13 protein-coding genes are annotated in these 16,074 nt (G+C 39.7%); 7 read left to right on the top strand and 6 right to left on the bottom strand.

Translation table 11 applies throughout. The features are described from left to right. Positions 1-28 precede the first annotated feature (28 nt). Positions 29-1,696, bottom strand: coding sequence for an ABC transporter ATP-binding protein (locus tag AC106S_RS18395; protein ID WP_482441134.1), 1,668 nt, complete (start codon positions 1,694-1,696; stop codon positions 29-31). 90 nt (positions 1,697-1,786) lie between these two features. Here AC106S_RS18395 and AC106S_RS18390 point away from each other — a divergent pair, with 90 nt between their 5' ends. The 5 genes from AC106S_RS18390 (at position 1,787) to AC106S_RS18370 (ending at position 5,778) form a co-directional block, all read left to right on the top strand. After that, positions 1,787-2,692: a transcription antitermination protein NusB gene (locus AC106S_RS18390; RefSeq protein ID WP_482441133.1), complete on the top strand. Its 906-nt coding sequence runs from the start codon at positions 1,787-1,789 to the stop codon at positions 2,690-2,692. A 1-nt stretch (position 2,693) separates the two neighbouring features. After that, positions 2,694-3,203, top strand: a complete 510-nt coding sequence (locus AC106S_RS18385) for a DUF1573 domain-containing protein (RefSeq protein WP_482441132.1) — start codon at positions 2,694-2,696, stop codon at positions 3,201-3,203. A gap of 10 nt (positions 3,204-3,213) precedes the next feature. Further along, positions 3,214-3,576: a preprotein translocase subunit YajC gene (yajC, locus tag AC106S_RS18380; RefSeq protein ID WP_482441131.1), complete on the top strand. Its 363-nt coding sequence runs from the start codon at positions 3,214-3,216 to the stop codon at positions 3,574-3,576. A gap of 296 nt (positions 3,577-3,872) precedes the next feature. Next, positions 3,873-4,607, top strand: a complete 735-nt coding sequence (locus AC106S_RS18375; RefSeq protein ID WP_482441130.1) for an SDR family NAD(P)-dependent oxidoreductase — start codon at positions 3,873-3,875, stop codon at positions 4,605-4,607. Between the two features lie 307 nt (positions 4,608-4,914). Further along, the gene (locus tag AC106S_RS18370; protein WP_482441129.1) at positions 4,915-5,778 is read left to right on the top strand and encodes a mechanosensitive ion channel family protein; all 864 of its coding nucleotides are present in this window, start codon (positions 4,915-4,917) and stop codon (positions 5,776-5,778) included. A 487-nt stretch (positions 5,779-6,265) separates the two neighbouring features. On the opposite strand, the gene ligD is transcribed toward AC106S_RS18370, so the two are convergent. From ligD to ku, 3 genes are all read right to left on the bottom strand, one after another. Beyond that, positions 6,266-8,146 carry a DNA ligase D gene (gene ligD, locus AC106S_RS18365; protein WP_482441128.1) on the bottom strand — a complete coding sequence of 627 codons (1,881 nt, stop codon included), beginning with the start codon at positions 8,144-8,146 and terminating at the stop codon, positions 6,266-6,268. 71 nt (positions 8,147-8,217) lie between these two features. Further along, on the bottom strand, positions 8,218-8,823 hold the full coding sequence (locus AC106S_RS18360; protein WP_482441127.1) for a DNA polymerase ligase N-terminal domain-containing protein: 606 nt from the start codon (positions 8,821-8,823) through the stop codon (positions 8,218-8,220). Continuing rightward, positions 8,823-9,608, bottom strand: coding sequence for a non-homologous end joining protein Ku (gene ku, locus AC106S_RS18355; RefSeq protein WP_482441126.1), 786 nt, complete (start codon positions 9,606-9,608; stop codon positions 8,823-8,825). The genes AC106S_RS18360 and ku overlap by 1 nt, the downstream gene beginning before the upstream one ends. Positions 9,609-9,750: 142 nt before the next feature. Between ku and AC106S_RS18350 the strand changes: the two genes are divergently transcribed. Both AC106S_RS18350 and AC106S_RS18345 read left to right on the top strand, forming a co-directional pair. Beyond that, positions 9,751-10,320, top strand: coding sequence for a Crp/Fnr family transcriptional regulator (locus AC106S_RS18350; protein ID WP_482441125.1), 570 nt, complete (start codon positions 9,751-9,753; stop codon positions 10,318-10,320). A 144-nt stretch (positions 10,321-10,464) separates the two neighbouring features. Continuing rightward, the gene (locus tag AC106S_RS18345) at positions 10,465-11,733 is read left to right on the top strand and encodes an adenylosuccinate synthase (protein ID WP_482441124.1); all 1,269 of its coding nucleotides are present in this window, start codon (positions 10,465-10,467) and stop codon (positions 11,731-11,733) included. Between the two features lie 33 nt (positions 11,734-11,766). Here the strand turns inward: AC106S_RS18345 and aspS are convergent, their stop codons facing one another. After that, on the bottom strand, positions 11,767-13,521 hold the full coding sequence (gene aspS, locus AC106S_RS18340) for an aspartate--tRNA ligase (protein WP_482441123.1): 1,755 nt from the start codon (positions 13,519-13,521) through the stop codon (positions 11,767-11,769). A 200-nt stretch (positions 13,522-13,721) separates the two neighbouring features. Further along, entirely contained in the window at positions 13,722-15,908 is a 2,187-nt protein-coding gene (locus AC106S_RS18335; RefSeq protein WP_482441122.1) for a S41 family peptidase, read from the bottom strand. Between the last annotated feature and the right edge of the window lie 166 nt (positions 15,909-16,074).

The raw sequence follows: 16,074 nt of genomic DNA, 5'->3' as shown, positions 1-16,074 counted from the left end.
ATTTATTTAACAATTGGGAACGAAACGGCTATGCGGTTACAGAATTGGCAATTTCGGTAAGGTTGAGAATTTTGTCTGCTTTTTGAGCGCTAGACTCTCTGTGTGTGATGATTATGGAAGTGGCGTTTCGGATTTTTCTGTCGATATTTTCAAGAATGTTCTGCTCGGTTTCCGTATCCAAAGCGGATAAAGAATCGTCGAAAATAATAATATTCGGGTCTTTAATCAGGGCTCTGGCGATGCAGATTCTCTGTTTCTGACCTCCCGAAAGCATCACTCCGCGTTCACCTACAAGTGTTTTATACTGCTCTTTAAATTCAGCAATATTTTTATCAACGTCAGCAATTTTTGCATATTCCACTACTTTCTCATGAGAAGGATGATCGATGGCAAAACCGATGTTGTTTTCAATGGAATCTGAGAACAGATAGCTTTCCTGTGGAATGTAGCCGATAAACTTCCGGTAGTTATAAAGGTTATGCTCTTTCAGGTTTTTTCCGTCAATCAGAATTTCACCCTCGGTAGGATCAATTAACCGGCACAGAAGAAGAGCAATGGTGGATTTTCCGCTTCCGGTTTTACCCATAATAGCCAGTGATTCACCTGCTTTGATCTTAAAGCTTAGGTTTTCAAGAGCTTTGATTCCGGTATTGGGATAAACATACGTTACATTTCTGAATTCAATATCCCCTCTGATCGGATAGTTCTCAAAGTTGGTATTCACAATCTCTGATTTTTTATCCATAAATTCATTGATTCTCTGCATAGAGGCTTCCGCCCGCTGATTGACTGAAGTTACCCAGCCTACCAGAGAGAAGGGCCAGATCAGGATGTTGATGTACATAAAGAAGTCTGCGATCTTACCTACACTCAGTTCTCCTGCAATATATTTTTGCCCGCCAACCCAGATCACGGAAACATTCAAAAGTCCGATGACAAATAAAATAATGGTAAAGAAATAGGCTTCTGTTTTTGCCAGGTCCAGAGCTTTGTCCTGGTAATCGGTTACTTTAATGCCATAGTTTTTCTCGATGTACTTTTCTTTGGCAAAAAACTTCACCACACGGATTCCCGAAAAGCTGTCCTGTACAAATGTGGATATCGCAGACTGGCTTTTCTGCATGATCTTCGATTTCTTATTGATAATCGAACTTACCTTAAATATAAGATAAGAAAGTACGGGAAGGGGCAGGAGAGTCCATAAAGTCATTGAAGCATCTGTGCTTATCATATATATAGCCGTAATCACGACAAGAACGATAAGGTTAACAACATACATGACACCCGGTCCCAGATACATCCTTACGGCAACAACATCTTCACTGAGCCTGTTCATCAGATCTCCGATGGTCGTCTGCTTATAATCCGTTAAAGAAAGATCCTGGTAATGTCTGTATATTTTATTTTTCAGTTCGTATTCAATTCTTCTGGAAGCTACAATAATAGTCTGTCTCATCATGAAGGTAAAAAAACCGGTGAGAAGAGAGCTGACAACAATGATCGCCACATAGATCAGTACCTGTTTATTGAAGCCCAGACTTCCGTTTTTCATATCTGCAAGCTGGTCCACAGATTTTCCGATAAACTGAACTTTATAAATATTGAAAAAATTACTGGCAATGATAAATAAGAATCCCCAAAACAAAAGTATTTTGTGTTTCCAAAAATAAGGGTTTAAGGTTTTTAGCGCTTTCATAAACTTTTACAAAATTACGAAAATGTGACCATATTACGAATTTCATCAATTTTAAATTTTGTATCTTTGCAGCCATAAAAAGCTCTTTGAATGTTAGGAAGACGACAAATTCGTGAAAAAGTAGTGCAAACAGTGTATTCTTACTACCAGAATCCTGTAAAGTTTGATGTTTTAGAGAAAAATATGTTCTCAGGAATAGAGAAAATCTATTATCTATACATCTATCAGCTGAATTTTTTAGTGGCCCTGAAAGAACTGGCGGAAAACCAGATCGAGATCGGGAAAAACAAGTTCATTAAAACTGATGCTGATATTAATCCTAACCAGAAATTCATCAACAACCAGATCCTGATCAAACTGGAAGAAAACCCGGAAAGGTTATTTTTCACAGGCCAGCATAAACAGCTGAAATGGGATATGCACGATGATTTACTGGTAAAGACTTTCCAGAGAATCACAGCAGGAAAACGCTATCAGGATTTCATGAAAGAAGAAGGATATTCTTTTGAGGATGATCAGAAGTTCATCGGAAAACTTTTTTTAAGATACATTGCTGAAAATGATGATTTTCATGATTATCTGGGAGATAAGGAACTTTCATGGTATGATGATATCCATATTGCCAATTCCATGGTGCAGAAAACAATCGGTTTCCTGAAAGAAGATGAGGAAAGCAGAACCCTGATCAAAATGATCAAAGATGAAGATGATAAAACGTTCGCCAGCAAACTGCTCAGAGATACCCTGAATAACTGGGAGGTGAATGAGAAAAAACTGGAGGAAAGACTGGAAAACTGGGACCTGGAAAGAGTTTCTTTAATGGATAAAGTGATTTTATCTACTGCTATTTCAGAACTGGATAATTTTCCTTTTACCCCTTCAAGAGTTATTATCAATGAATATATTGAAATTGCAAAAGTATTTGCCACAGACCGTTCCAATATCTTCATCAATGGAATTTTAGATAAATATTGTAAAGATCAAAATAGAATTTAACATGAAAAAGACGTTATCAATTATCGCTTTGTCTATTATAGGCTTTGGTTTGGTTTCCTGCAAAAAAGAAAACAAAGAAACCCAGAGTACTGAAACTACCCAGGATTCTACGGCAGCAGGTACAACTGCAGCTACGGAAACTGCTACCCCTCCTGCAACTACTGAAGCAGGTGTTCCTGCACAGGTTTCTAACCAGCCGTCAACTACTGTGGCTTTAGGTGAAAGCAACTTCGATTTCGGAAACATCAAGAAAGGAGACAAAGTAGAGCACGTATACGAAATTACCAATACAGGAAACAATCCGTTAGTAATTTCTGAAGTAAAACCGGGGTGCGGATGTACAGCTCCTGACTTTACCAAAGAACCTATCCTTCCAGGTAAAAAAGGAAAAATCACATTACATTTCGATTCTACTAACTTCGACGGAAACGTTCAGAAATATGCAGACGTATTTGCCAATGTAGATAAGTCTCCGATCAGATTAACGTTCACTGCGAACATTCAACCGTAATTTAACCCATATGTTAACAATCTTTTTACAGGCACAGCCACAGGGATCTTCATCCATGATGCTGATTATGATGGGGGTAATGTTCGTCGGGTTCTATTTCCTGATGATCAGACCTCAGATGAAAAAGCAGAAACAGGAAAAGAACTTCCAGGAAACCCTTAAAGTAGGAACCAGAGTTGTACTTACTTCAGGTCTTCACGGAAGAATTGCGCAGGTTCAGGATGACGGTTTTGTTATTGAAACACTATCCGGAAAGCTTAAATTCGAAAAAGCAGCGGTTTCAAGAGAATTTACAGAAGCCCGTTTTGGAGATAAGGCAAAAGCTGCTGAAAAAACAGCAGATAAAAAAGAAAACGAAACTGAAACAAAATAATTTTTCAGTCTGAAGATATTTCCGGCGCGGGGCCAAACCCCCCCCGCGCCGGATTTTTTATTAAAAAACTTGTAGAGAGATTAATTGAAACCTGACAGGTTTAGGTGGTATCATTGGATGCATATTTAAACTTTGTATTTCAAAAAAATAAGCGAAGCGGCTTTGTTTACCTTAAAATACTGCGCCGTTCCATATCTTTGTTTGCCGTTGCCATTAAAAAAACTCAGTTCAGGTTAGAAAATAACTTTAAGTTGTTCCATTTCATTCAATACAAACAAATAAAATATCTTTGTGCTATGAATCAGAATACAGGTAAAAACGTTCTCATTTTAGGAGCCAATTCAGATGTGGCCAAGCAGTGTATAAAACAGTATCTGGAAAAAGGATTTTCAGTTACTGCAGCTTCCAGAAACACAGCATCTCTGGAAAGTTTTATTATTGAAAACCGGCTGGACCGGACAAAGGTGAGTGTTTTGTATTTTGATGCTGCCGATTTTGATTCTCATCAGAAATTCTATTCCGAACTTTCCGTAAAACCCCATATTGTAGTATATGCAGCGGGCTTCCTCGTGGATAATGAAAAAGCTCTGAATGACTTTAAAGGAGCAAAACAGATGATGGAGGTGAATTATATGGGAGGAGTTTCCATTCTGAACCTTATCGCGATGGATAAAAGCAATAAAAATCTGGAAAGAATCATCGGACTTTCTTCGCTTTCCGGAGTGAGGGGAAGGAAAAGCAATTTTGTATATGGAAGTACGAAAGCGGCCTTTACCCAGTATTTGGCGGGCTTACGCCAGGAACTTGCTTCCGGGAAAATTATTGTAAATGCTTTGGTGATCGGTTATATCAGAACCAAGATCAATGAAGGACTGCAGCTGAATGAATCCCTCATCATGGAGCCTGATTATGTAGCGAAATTCATCGTCAACGCCGGGAATTCTTTTACCATTGTCCCGAATTTCAAATGGAAAATTATTTATCATATTCTGAGAATGCTGCCGGAAAGCTTAGCCGCGAAACTCCCATAATTTTTTTGAATATTACTATTTAACCGGAGTGAAATTCCATTTCGGTATCCTCTTTGCTATGGTAAAACCCGAAAATTATTTCTTCACAGCAGGATTCGGTTACAAATGATCAGTGAATATAATGAGGACAAATCTGTTCCGGTATTCAATCAATCCGCTTTAATGTTTAAAAGCATTTACTTTAGCCTGGAAGTTTAAGGTCTGTTTCTTTGGGAAACATACCCTATTCTCATTTTGTATTTATTTCAAAACCTGCTGTTCGTAGAAATCAATCTGAAATACAAATACTAAAATAAGCAGCAGAAAAATGGACGATTTACAACTGAACAACATTCAAAAACATTGGGATACCTTAATATCTTCAGCCATTTCATGGGCACCGAGAATCTTTACTGCAATTGTTTCTGCATTATTGATTTATCTGATCGGATCATGGATGATCAGAATGATTAAGAAACTTGCTGAGAAAGGGTTCAAAAAACGTAATATGGAAGCTTCTTTACAGCACTTCCTTCTTAATATTATCAACTGGGGGCTCAATATTCTTCTTTTTATTGTTGTAGTTACCCAATTGGGAGTACAAACCTCAGCATTTGTAGCCATGATTGGTGCTGCTGGTCTGGCAGTGGGTTTAGCTTTGCAGGGATCACTGACGAATTTTGCCGGAGGAATCCTTATTTTATTATTAAAACCTTTTAAAATAGGAGATTTTATCTCTACCAATAATGGAGTTTCAGGAACAGTACAGGCCATAGATATTTTCCATACCAAATTGGTGACACCACAAAATCAACTGATTGTTATTCCTAATGGAGTCGTTTCTAATAACAGCATTACTAATTTTACCCAATTGGGAACACGCCGAACTGCTCTGGACATCGGGATTGCCTATGATGCAGATTTAAGACACACCAAAAACGTTTTAATGGAAGTGATTAAAAATAATCAGTATGCCCTTAAAAATCCGGCACCACAGGTTGTAGTAACGGAACTTGGAGACAGTGCAGTGAATGTATCAGTAAGAGTAAGTACCGCTACGGAAAATTTCTGGACAATGAACGAGGAACTTATCATTAGCTGTAAAGAGGCTCTGGATAAGGCCGGAATCGGAATTCCTTTTCCTCAGAGAGATATACATGTTTATAATAAGTCAATTGATGATAAAATATAAGCTCCAGGAGCTTTTAGCTGTCCTGAAAATATCTAACTTTTTAGGACAGCTTTGTGAGAATAAGTTGGCAACAGGCCCCATTTATATAATTGTTTCTTAATAATAAAAAGAATGTACTGGGCTAAGTAACAAATCAATGATATTAATTTCAGATGGAGATGAGAACACCCAATCATATGATCTGGAAATTCCGATTCATCATGCGGTTAAAAATAATATCACGATCAACCTCCGGATTCTCTTAAATTAAAAAAGATTTCATACGAAACAGGGGGTACTTTTCATGTATTTTACACAAAAGAAGAAATTCGAAAATTTAATTTTAGTCAACTCACTGTTGAAAATAAAGGTTTAAGGTCTTTAAAAACATCTTCTTCTTCCATAACTGATGAAAAGCTGGGTAAAATATATAAAGAGATCGAAATGATAGTGAGGCTGTAATCTTTAACAGATAATAAGTCATTCAGGCAAATCCAGCTTTTGCAATTCATTCCCTGCTCTGCAGCAATTCCAATGCCTTCATCATATCAATTCCCCTTCCCAAAACAGGTTTAAACAAATCTCCTTTTTCCCTGATTCTGTCCGGTGCATTATGAATATTGAAATCAGCAGGTTTTAATCCCGGTTTCAGTTCACTCCATTCCAGCGGCATAGAAACAGATGCACCTTCTTTCGGTCTTACACTGTAAGTGCTTGCCAATGTCTGCCCGGTTCTGTTCTGCAGATAATCAAGATAAAGCTTTTTATCATCTCTTTTCTGAAGGCTTCTTTCCAGAGTCGTAATTTTTGGAAGTTTTTCATTTACCTGTCTCATCAGTATATGAGCGAAATCTTTTACCTGTTCAAAATCATATTTTCCACCCATCGGGATGTAAATATGAATTCCCGTACTTCCGGAAGTTTTACAGTATCCTTTTACCTTAACCGATTCCAGAACTTCATTCACCTGTAATGCTGTTTCGATTACCTCATCAAATGTATTTTTCTTTGAAGGATCAAGATCCAGAACAAGATAATCGGGATGTTCCAGATCCGGCAGAGAACTGTTCCACGGGTTGAGATCAATGCAGCCTAAATTATTCAGGTAGGCCAGAGTTGCCTTGTCGTTGCAGTAAATGTAGTCAATAAATTTATCATTGGATTCGGAGTAAACCTGTGTCGTTTTGATCCAGTCCGGAATGCTGTCTCCGGCATCTTTCTGATAAAATCCCTGCTCTTCAATCCCGTTTGGAAACCGGTTCAGAGACAAAGGGCGGTTTTTAAGGTAGGGAAGGATATACGATGCAACAGACTGGTAATAGGCGATCACATCCCCTTTGGTAATACCGTCTTTTGGAAAATAAATCTTATCCTGATTAGTAAGCTTTACCTTATGCTTATTCAGAGTGATTTCTTTTTCAGAACTTTCGGTTTTTTTTGATGGAATCTTGGCTTTCATTGCTTTTGAATGTTTACGGTTTGAACTTACTTTATTTTCAGGATCTGCAGTTTCTGCGGGCTCTTTATCCTCCCGGAGGGCTACAAAAACAGGATGGCGGTAAATGCCGTCTTTAGTGATCTCGGAATATTTAATTTCACAAACCAATTCTGGTTTCGTCCAGGTAACAGGCATATTCGTCTTTGGAATGGTTTCAAACGGAGCTGTTTTTATAATTAATTTCTGAAGCAGCCCGTAAAGCTGTTTTAATAATTCATTGTTAAAACCGGTTCCTGTATGGCCACAGTATGTCAGTTGCCCATTAATCAACTTTCCTAAAATCAATGCACCGAAACTTTCACGTGAGCCTCTGGGTTCCGTAAAACCGCAGATGATGGCTTCATCCGTATTGGTGAATTTTATTTTAAGCCAGTCACCGGTTCTGTAATTTTCAATATAGCGGCTGTCCGATTTTTTGCCGATCATTCCTTCAAGCTTCATTTTTTTCATCTGCTCAAAAAAAGCAGTTCCTTTTCCGGGAATATGATCACAGTATTTAATGATGTCTGTTTCCGTTAAAGCTTCTTTAAGCAGCTCCTTCCGCTGAAGAAGGGGAAGATCTTCCGTAGAATGTCCGTTCAGCCATAGAAGATCAAAAACCTGATAAACCAGAGCCGGATCAGGGTGGTCTCCGATCTGCTGCAACAGCTGAAAATCAGGTCTTCCATTGTCATTATAGGCGACAATTTCGCCATCCAGAATCATCCTGTATTTCTGGGTGCTGAAGTCTTCTGCAATTTTTCCGAATTTTGACAAGAATGATATGCCGTTGCGGGAATAGAAGAGAGGGGCATCATGGCTGAGGTCTGCGATGGCTCTGTAACCGTCCCATTTTATTTCAAAGACCCATTCCTCATCATCAAATGCTTTTTCAGACGGCTTGGCAAGCATCGGCCTGATGAAAGATTTAAGTTTCTTTTCATTCGTTAAGGAATTGAAGTTTCTGAAGCTTTTTTCTGAAGTTATGACTTCTTTCTTCCGTTGCTTTTCGGGCTTTTTTTTTCCTCTAAAAATTTCGTTACCAAAGATTTTGGTGAAGTGTTCTCTTCAGCATCATAAGGACTCTCTGCAAATTCATCCTTATGTTTGATCAGCAGCCAGGCGTTGTCTTCTGTGTTTTTCATTTTCACGAGGGCAAATTCGCCTTTCAGTTTTTTTCCGTGTAAAATAAACTTTAGCGAACCGGCATGAAGTTCTTTCAGCAGTTCCTTTTCATCGGAGAGTTTCGGATTATCTTCCAGAGGTTCGTAGGTTCCGCTGTCCCAGACCTCAACCTGCCCGGCCCCGTAATTACCTTCCGGAATATTGCCTTCAAAATCTTTGTAATCATAGGGATGGTCCTCCACCATCATCGCAAGACGTTTGTCTTTCGGGTCGAGCGAAGGTCCTTTAGGAACAGCCCAGCTTTTCAGTACGCCTTCCATTTCAAGTCTGAAATCATAATGAAGGCGCGTTGCGGCATGTCTCTGAATCACAAAAATAAGTTTTTCCTTGCTTTTTTTTGTTTTTCCCTTCGGTTCGCTGGTTTCGTCGAACTTTCTTTTGCTGTGATAATCTTTAAGAGCCATCAGGATGCGGATTTGGATTTAGAATGCTGTAAACTGGCCTTCAACTGGGCCATCAGGTCAATCACCTTACCTTCTTTGACTGGTTCGGTTTTCGGAGCTTTTATATTTTTGCCTTTTGCTTTCTGTTTAATGATCTTCATCAGTTCATCAGAATAGGTGTCCTTATACATTTGAGGATCAAAGTTCTGTGAAAGCTGTTTGATAAGGCTTACGGCCATTTTCAGCTCGGCAGGCTTGGGGGCTTTTTTTGCGGGCATTTTCAGGTCTGCATAATCCCTGATTTCCTGATCGAATCTCAGACGGTTCAGAACAAGAATGTCATCATTATACGGACGGATCAGCCCGATGGCTTCACTTTCACGGAGCACAAATGTTCCGATGCCGGCCATTCCGGTTTCTTCAAGGGCTTTCAGCAGCAGTCTGTAAGCGTTTTCACCGTTTTTCTGTGGCTCCAGATAGTATGGGGTTTCAAAATAAACACTGTCTACCTCATCTTCCTTTACAAACTGGTCTATGGAAAGTATCTTTGTTTTTTCCGGGCTTGCAGCCGCGTAGTCTTCATCGTCCAGAACGATGTATTTATCATCCATGAGATAACCTTTTACAATGTTTTCCCATTTAACTTCTTTTCCCGTGCTTTCGTTTACTCTTTTGAATTTGATGTTAGAAAAGTCAGATCTGTCGAGCATATCGAGGTCCAGTTTGCTGGTTTCGGTGGCAGAGTAAATTTTAACGGGAATATTTACTAAACCGAAGCCAATGGCGCCATTCCAAATTGCTTTCATTGTCCTACGTTTTTAAAAATCAATCAATTAACATGCCGATAAAAGCACATGTGGTACATTTTATGTCCTTTATTGCCAAATGACAATGGCTTTTACAGCCGGTTTTTCTACCTTTAAATTTCCAAAGAACTGTTTTCAAAATATGGAAGAACTGTTGAATTACATCCGGAAATTCGGAATACTGAACGAAAGAGAAGAGGAACTGATTGTTAAAGGACTTCAGGAAACGGTCATTCAGAAAGGCGATGTTTTCGTAGAAGCCGGAAAAGTAAGCCGTAAAATCGCCTTTGTAAAGGAAGGGGTATTCCGTTCTTTGTATTATAATAAACAGGGCGACGATTTTACCCGCTTTTTCATTTATGAAGGCCGGTTTATCGGAGATTTTCACGGATTTGCCGATCAGGTTCCGTCCAATGAATACATTGAAGCCATTACCGATGCCGTTCTGCTGGAAATAGATTTTGATCATTTTAAAATGCTGGAAAATAAAATTTCAGCCTGGCCGGTTCTTTTTTCAAAGCTTCATGCCTTTGTTGCCGAAAATAAGCTTAAAGTAGCCAGTACCATGCTCAATCTGGATGCCAGATCACGGTATATCCATTTTCTGGAACATTATCCGGGACTGGCCAACAGGGTTCCCCAATCCATGCTGGCTTCCTATCTTGGTATTACACCTTCCTCACTGAGCAGAATAAGAAGACATATTCTTTAATTTCCGTATAAAAGCCAGCGATCATCTATAACAGAAACTCGTAGCTTCCATCCTCCATCTTCCTTCTTAAAAAATCCTTTTTTGCCAAATGACAATGGCCGCCTTTTCTAACGGTCATAGCTTTGTTCCATAAAATTTTAAAATATGGATATTGTATTAGGATTGCAGTGGGGAGATGAAGGAAAAGGAAAGTTCATAGATCTCATCAGCGAAAATTACGACATTACAGCTCGTTTTAACGGCGGAGCGAATGCCGGGCACAGTATTGAGCGGAACGGCAAAAGAATCACCCTTAAATCAATCCCTTCCGGAATTTTTATGAAAGGTGTTCAGAACGTCATCGGAACCGGAGTCGTTCTGGATCCGGTAAGCTTGAAAAAGGAGATCCTGAATCTGCAGTTGTTTGATGAAAGTATTCAGCCGGAAAACAATCTGGTTATTTCCCGGAAAGCTCATTTCGTACTTCCAACCCATAAACTTCTGGATGTTTTTATGGAGGGGAATCCGGATTATACCACGATAGGAACTACCAAAAACGGCATTGCACAGGCATATTCCAATAAGATTTTAAGACAGAATCTGAGAGTGGAAGATATGCATTCCCCGGATTTTAAAAGCAGAACAGAGCAGATTCTGAAAAGGGATTACCGGTTTCTGGCCGGAGGAGATATGGTTTTGCCTTCCCTTGATGAGATCAGCAGTGAATTTTTTGAAGCCGTGGATTTTCTGAAAAAATTCAGATGTACAGATACGGAAATCTATTTGAATCATGCTTTATCTGACGGTAAAAAGATCCTTGCGGAAGGTTCCCAGGCTGTAATGCTGGATATTGATCATGGAACTTATCCTCACGTTACCTCTTCTTCCACTACGGCAGCAGGAGCATGCAGCGGATTAGGTGTTTCACCGAAAAAAACAGGTGAGATCTATGGTATTGCCAAAGCCTATTGTACAAGAGTAGGTAATGGCGTATTTCCGACGGAGATCTTTAATGAAGAAGGTGAAAAGATAAGAACGGTTGGTCATGAATTCGGATCCAATACCGGACGCCCGAGAAGGATTGGCTGGCTGGATCTGCCTGCTTTGAAATATGCGGTGATGGTAAGTGGAGTTACCCAACTGGTTCTGACGAAAGCAGATGTTCTGAGCGGAATGAAGTCGGTCGCCGTCTGTACCCATTACAAACTGGAAGACGGAACTATGGAATCTGTGTCAGGCAGACTTTATGAAAATATAAAACCTGTCCTTAGATGGCTGAAAGGCTGGGATGCAGATGTTACGGCAATAAAAAGCGCTTCAGATTTACCGGATGAATTAAAAGACTTTATTTTCTTCCTGGAAAGTGAACTGAAAATCCCTGTGGCCTATCTTTCCACCGGTCCGGGGAGAGAGGAGATTTTGAAGATGAATTAAAAAAAGCGGGGCAATAATTACCCCGCTTTAAATTTATGCTTTTAAATTCAACTGAATTTCCAGTTCATCCAGCTGCGCTTCTGCAATGGAAGCCGGAGCATCAATCATCACATCACGTCCTGAATTGTTCTTAGGGAATGCAATATAATCTCTGATCACTTCATTTCCGTCAAGGATCGCCACTAAACGGTCAAATCCGAATGCTAAACCACCGTGAGGCGGTGCTCCGTATTTGAAGGCATTCATCAGGAATCCGAACTGTGCTTCCGCTTCCTCTTTGGTGAATCCTAAAAGATCAAACATCTTAGACTGAAGATCCTTATCAAATATTCTGATAGAACCGCCTCCGATCTCGTTTCCGTTAAGAACCATATCATAAGCGTTGGCTCTTACTTTACCGGGATCTGTCTCAATCAGATGAATGTCCTCAGGCTTAGGAGAAGTGAAAGGGTGGTGCATTGCATGGTATCTTCCGGTTTCCTCATCCCATTCAAGAAGCGGGAAATCAACGACCCAAAGCGGAGCGAATTCATTTCCTTTTCTCAGTCCCAAACGGTTTCCAAGCTCCATTCTTAAAGCGGAAAGCTGGGCTCTTACTTTATTTTCATTTCCGGAAAGAATCAGCATTAAGTCTCCTTCTTTTGCTCCGAATTTTTCAATGATTTTTGATAAATCGTCTTCGTTGTAGAATTTATTGACCGATGAAGTCTTCACTCCGTCATTCTGGAATTTCACCCAGACCATTCCTGAAGCGCCGATCTGCGGACGTTTTACCCAGTCAACCAACTCATCGATCTGTTTTCTAGTGTATTCTGCACATCCTTCTACATTGATTCCTACTACAAGTTCAGCTTCATCAAATATTTTAAAATCTTTTCCTTTTACCAGTTCGTTCAGTTCTGTGAATTCCATTCCGAAACGGATGTCCGGTTTGTCGTTTCCGTACTTTCTCATCGCATCGGCGAAAGTCATTCTCGGGAAATCTCCGAATTCTTTTCCGGTAATATCTTTTAAAAGGGTTTTCGTCATTCCTTCAAAAACATTCATTACATCTTCCTGCTCTACGAAAGCCATTTCGCAGTCGATCTGTGTAAATTCCGGCTGTCTGTCCGCTCTTAGATCTTCATCACGGAAACATTTCACGATCTGGAAATATTTATCCATACCGCCTACCATAAGAAGCTGTTTGAACGTCTGCGGAGATTGCGGAAGAGCATAAAACTGTCCCGGGTTCATTCTGCTCGGTACCACAAAGTCTCTCGCTCCTTCCGGAGTGGATTTGATCAGTACCGGGGTTTCCACCTCGATGAATCCTTCGTCTGAAAGGTAATTTCTAACCTTCTGAGCCATTTTGTGACGGAAGATCAGTTTGTCTCTTACCGGTGCTCTTCTGATATCCAGGTAACGGTATTTCATTCTCAGTTCCTCACCGCCGTCCGTTTCATCTTCAATCGTGAATGGAGGAAGCTGGGAGTCATTAAGGATGGAGAGTTTTTCAACTAAAATCTCAATTTCTCCTGTCGGAATATTAGGATTTTTGCTTACTCTTTCAATTACTTTTCCGGTAACCTGAATCACAAATTCACGACCTAATTTTTTAGCCTCTTCCATCAGCTGTGCAGAAGAACGTTCCTGGTCGAAAACCAGCTGGGTAATTCCGTAACGATCCCGGAGATCTATCCAAATCATAAATCCTTTATCACGGATAGTCTGTACCCATCCAGAAAGTGTAACTTCTTCATTTAGATTTTTCAGAGATAATTCTCCGTTGGTGTGTGATCGAAACATAATTATTTGTTTAAAGTTCAATGATTAAGATTCAAAGTCCGGTTTTTTTCAGAGTTCTGTAATCGGACTTGAATTCAGGGTGCAAAGATAGGATTTTTGAAAGTTTTATAAACAAAAAAACTCCCTTTCGGAAGTTTTTTGAATTTGTTTGTGGTAAAAGGATGCATGCCGCCTCAAAACCGGTCCCGGGAATTTCAAGATCAGCTTTTGATCCATTCAAGGGCTTTGTCCAGTACCTCATCTTTATTGTTTTTGATTCCTTCGACGGTGGGTTTTACTTCTACGTCAGGAACAATTCCTATTCTCTGGGTTTCTCTGCCGTCCGGATAATAGATTCCGATACCGCTGATCATGGTACTGATATTTCCCGGAAGGAGAATTCTAGACACATTTCCGTCTGCACCGGCAGTGGTAGATCCAAATACCTTAGCGGAAGGAGCCGTTCTGAAAGCCATCGTGTGATATTCGGCGCTGCTCTGGGTGGTTTCATTGATCAGAATGGCAATTTTCCCTTTATAATAGTCAGCTCCGTTCCCGTCCACTGCAAGATTGGGAGTAAAGGTGAAAAGGCCGGGCATCTGATTATCCGTTTGGGTGAACTTTACAAAATCCGTAGAATTCTGTTTAAGAAGTTTTCCCATAGAGAAGACAACGAAATCAGGCGGATAGCTTCTGAAATCAATGACAATCCCTTTCGTACCTTTCATCTGCTCATAAATTTCCGGAAGTTTCTTCCCATCTGAGCTTCCCATATAAAAATAACCGGTCTTGTCATCCAGCATTTTAAAGAATTCTCTTGTTTCTTTTTTAGGATTCAGATCCTTGAAGTCATATGTTTTTATTGTTTTGTTTTCTGTCTTTCCGTTTCTTGAGATTTTAACCGTAACTGTTTCCGCATTGCTTTTCAGAAGCTTTTTGGCAATATCCCTTAGCTGGGTAGGATAATTGGATGCCGGAGTAATTTTCAGCATTTCTTTTACGATTTGAGCAACAGGTTTTCCATTCACTTCGGTGATGATATCTCCAATCTGTAATCCTGATTCAGCTCCCAGCTGGTCATTATAATAACCGTTTACCACTGCTTTATTTTCAGCAAATACAAGTTTTACAGGAGAGTACCTTGCGCCAAAGTATTTTTCCAGGGCCTTGTTACTTCCCCATACATTGGCATGGGTATCATGAATTCGGGCAATGATTTCCAGAGCAGAAAGTGTATACTCTGTTTCATTTCTGGCCTCTGTGAATTTCGGGATAAATTCAGTCAGGACTCCTTTCCAGTCTTCCTGGATGAGGTTTTTATACGGGAAACAATACTGAATGATATTCCAGTATCTGTAAAGGGAAAGAAGGCGGAAACCGGCATCGGGATACGCATTATTCTCATAAGGTTTTTCACGCTCAAAATCAGGATTTCCTATTCCTTCATAGAATTCCAGATAATAATTGACTTCAGGTCTTTTAGCATCTTTTAGCTGAAGAAGGAGATCCGAAAGTTCTCCGGAGAATCCTGAGCCGGTAATCCAGTTCAGATCCGGGCTGATCTTTACGTTTTTAGAATCAACAGCTATTTTTTCAGTCTGAAAAGTTCCGAGACCTTTAATCCAGTCGGTAAGAACTTTATCTCTCTGCTGTGCTGAGGCTCCGTTGATTTTAGGCAGGATTCTGAAGAGTTCGTAATCCCAGTTATATTTTCCTTCGGCTACATTAGGGTGATAGTATTTTAAATAGCCCCAGATCAGTCCGAGATTCTTTAAATTGTCCAGGTTCTTTTTGCTTACATCAATGCTTGTGATTTTGGAGCCGTTGTCAAATTCCTTATCAAGATCAGCATTGAACTGCTTCTTCTGAAAAACGGCCGCTTCCTGGATATCTTTGCCATCTATGGTTATTTTAATATCATCAAACCATGCTTTTCCTTTCCCTGTTAAAAGGGTGCCGATGAAGATTTTCTTGGTATTTTCAGGAGACAGATCAAGGGTGGTTTCATATTTCGTCCAGGGTGTCGTGCCTTTGATGCCCTTATCCTGCATATTGTTGAATCCTATTTTCGGATCGATACGCATCCAGAATCCGGCAAAACCGTCGGTTACATTTTCTGTTTTGATATAACCGGAAATCGTAATTTTCTTTCCGGCATAATTTTCAGGAAGGATACGCATCATGCCTACCATCCCCGGTTTTTCTGAAGCCTGAGCTAAAACAGAGTATTTTCCTTCGTATTTTTCCTTGTCGTCTATGGAGACAGATGATTTGGGTGCATCAATAAGAGTCCATGATTTAGGAAGATTATTCTCATTATTTTCAAAATTCAGATTGTCAATTTTCGTTTGACCCTGATAGCTGGTGAAAAACAGAAGTGCCAGAAAAGCTGTAATGTTTTTTTTCATGGTTTTAATTTTTCCCAAATCTAGGGAGTTAAACACGTTATATGCCATATAAAACGCTCTTTTTATGGAAATATTATAAGTACGGGATTTTATTTTAAGAAAACTTTAACAAATGAAAAACTTTCCATATGCAAAGTACCATTCAGTTTTGAATCGATATTTTTGC

It is taken from the genome of Chryseobacterium sp. FR054, assembly GCF_056844565.1.
This window is presented reverse-complemented; position numbering and strand designations above follow the sequence as displayed.

Coding starts and splice junctions, on each gene's coding strand:
- AC106S_RS18395 (WP_482441134.1), bottom strand. CDS start 1,696: ATGAAAGCGCTAAAAACCTTAAACCCTTATTTTTGGAAACACAAAATA.
- AC106S_RS18390 (WP_482441133.1), top strand. CDS start 1,787: ATGTTAGGAAGACGACAAATTCGTGAAAAAGTAGTGCAAACAGTGTAT.
- AC106S_RS18385 (WP_482441132.1), top strand. CDS start 2,694: ATGAAAAAGACGTTATCAATTATCGCTTTGTCTATTATAGGCTTTGGT.
- yajC (WP_482441131.1), top strand. CDS start 3,214: ATGTTAACAATCTTTTTACAGGCACAGCCACAGGGATCTTCATCCATG.
- AC106S_RS18375 (WP_482441130.1), top strand. CDS start 3,873: ATGAATCAGAATACAGGTAAAAACGTTCTCATTTTAGGAGCCAATTCA.
- AC106S_RS18370 (WP_482441129.1), top strand. CDS start 4,915: ATGGACGATTTACAACTGAACAACATTCAAAAACATTGGGATACCTTA.
- ligD (WP_482441128.1), bottom strand. CDS start 8,146: ATGCTTGCCAAGCCGTCTGAAAAAGCATTTGATGATGAGGAATGGGTC.
- AC106S_RS18360 (WP_482441127.1), bottom strand. CDS start 8,823: ATGGCTCTTAAAGATTATCACAGCAAAAGAAAGTTCGACGAAACCAGC.
- ku (WP_482441126.1), bottom strand. CDS start 9,608: ATGAAAGCAATTTGGAATGGCGCCATTGGCTTCGGTTTAGTAAATATT.
- AC106S_RS18350 (WP_482441125.1), top strand. CDS start 9,751: ATGGAAGAACTGTTGAATTACATCCGGAAATTCGGAATACTGAACGAA.
- AC106S_RS18345 (WP_482441124.1), top strand. CDS start 10,465: ATGGATATTGTATTAGGATTGCAGTGGGGAGATGAAGGAAAAGGAAAG.
- aspS (WP_482441123.1), bottom strand. CDS start 13,521: ATGTTTCGATCACACACCAACGGAGAATTATCTCTGAAAAATCTAAAT.
- AC106S_RS18335 (WP_482441122.1), bottom strand. CDS start 15,908: ATGAAAAAAAACATTACAGCTTTTCTGGCACTTCTGTTTTTCACCAGC.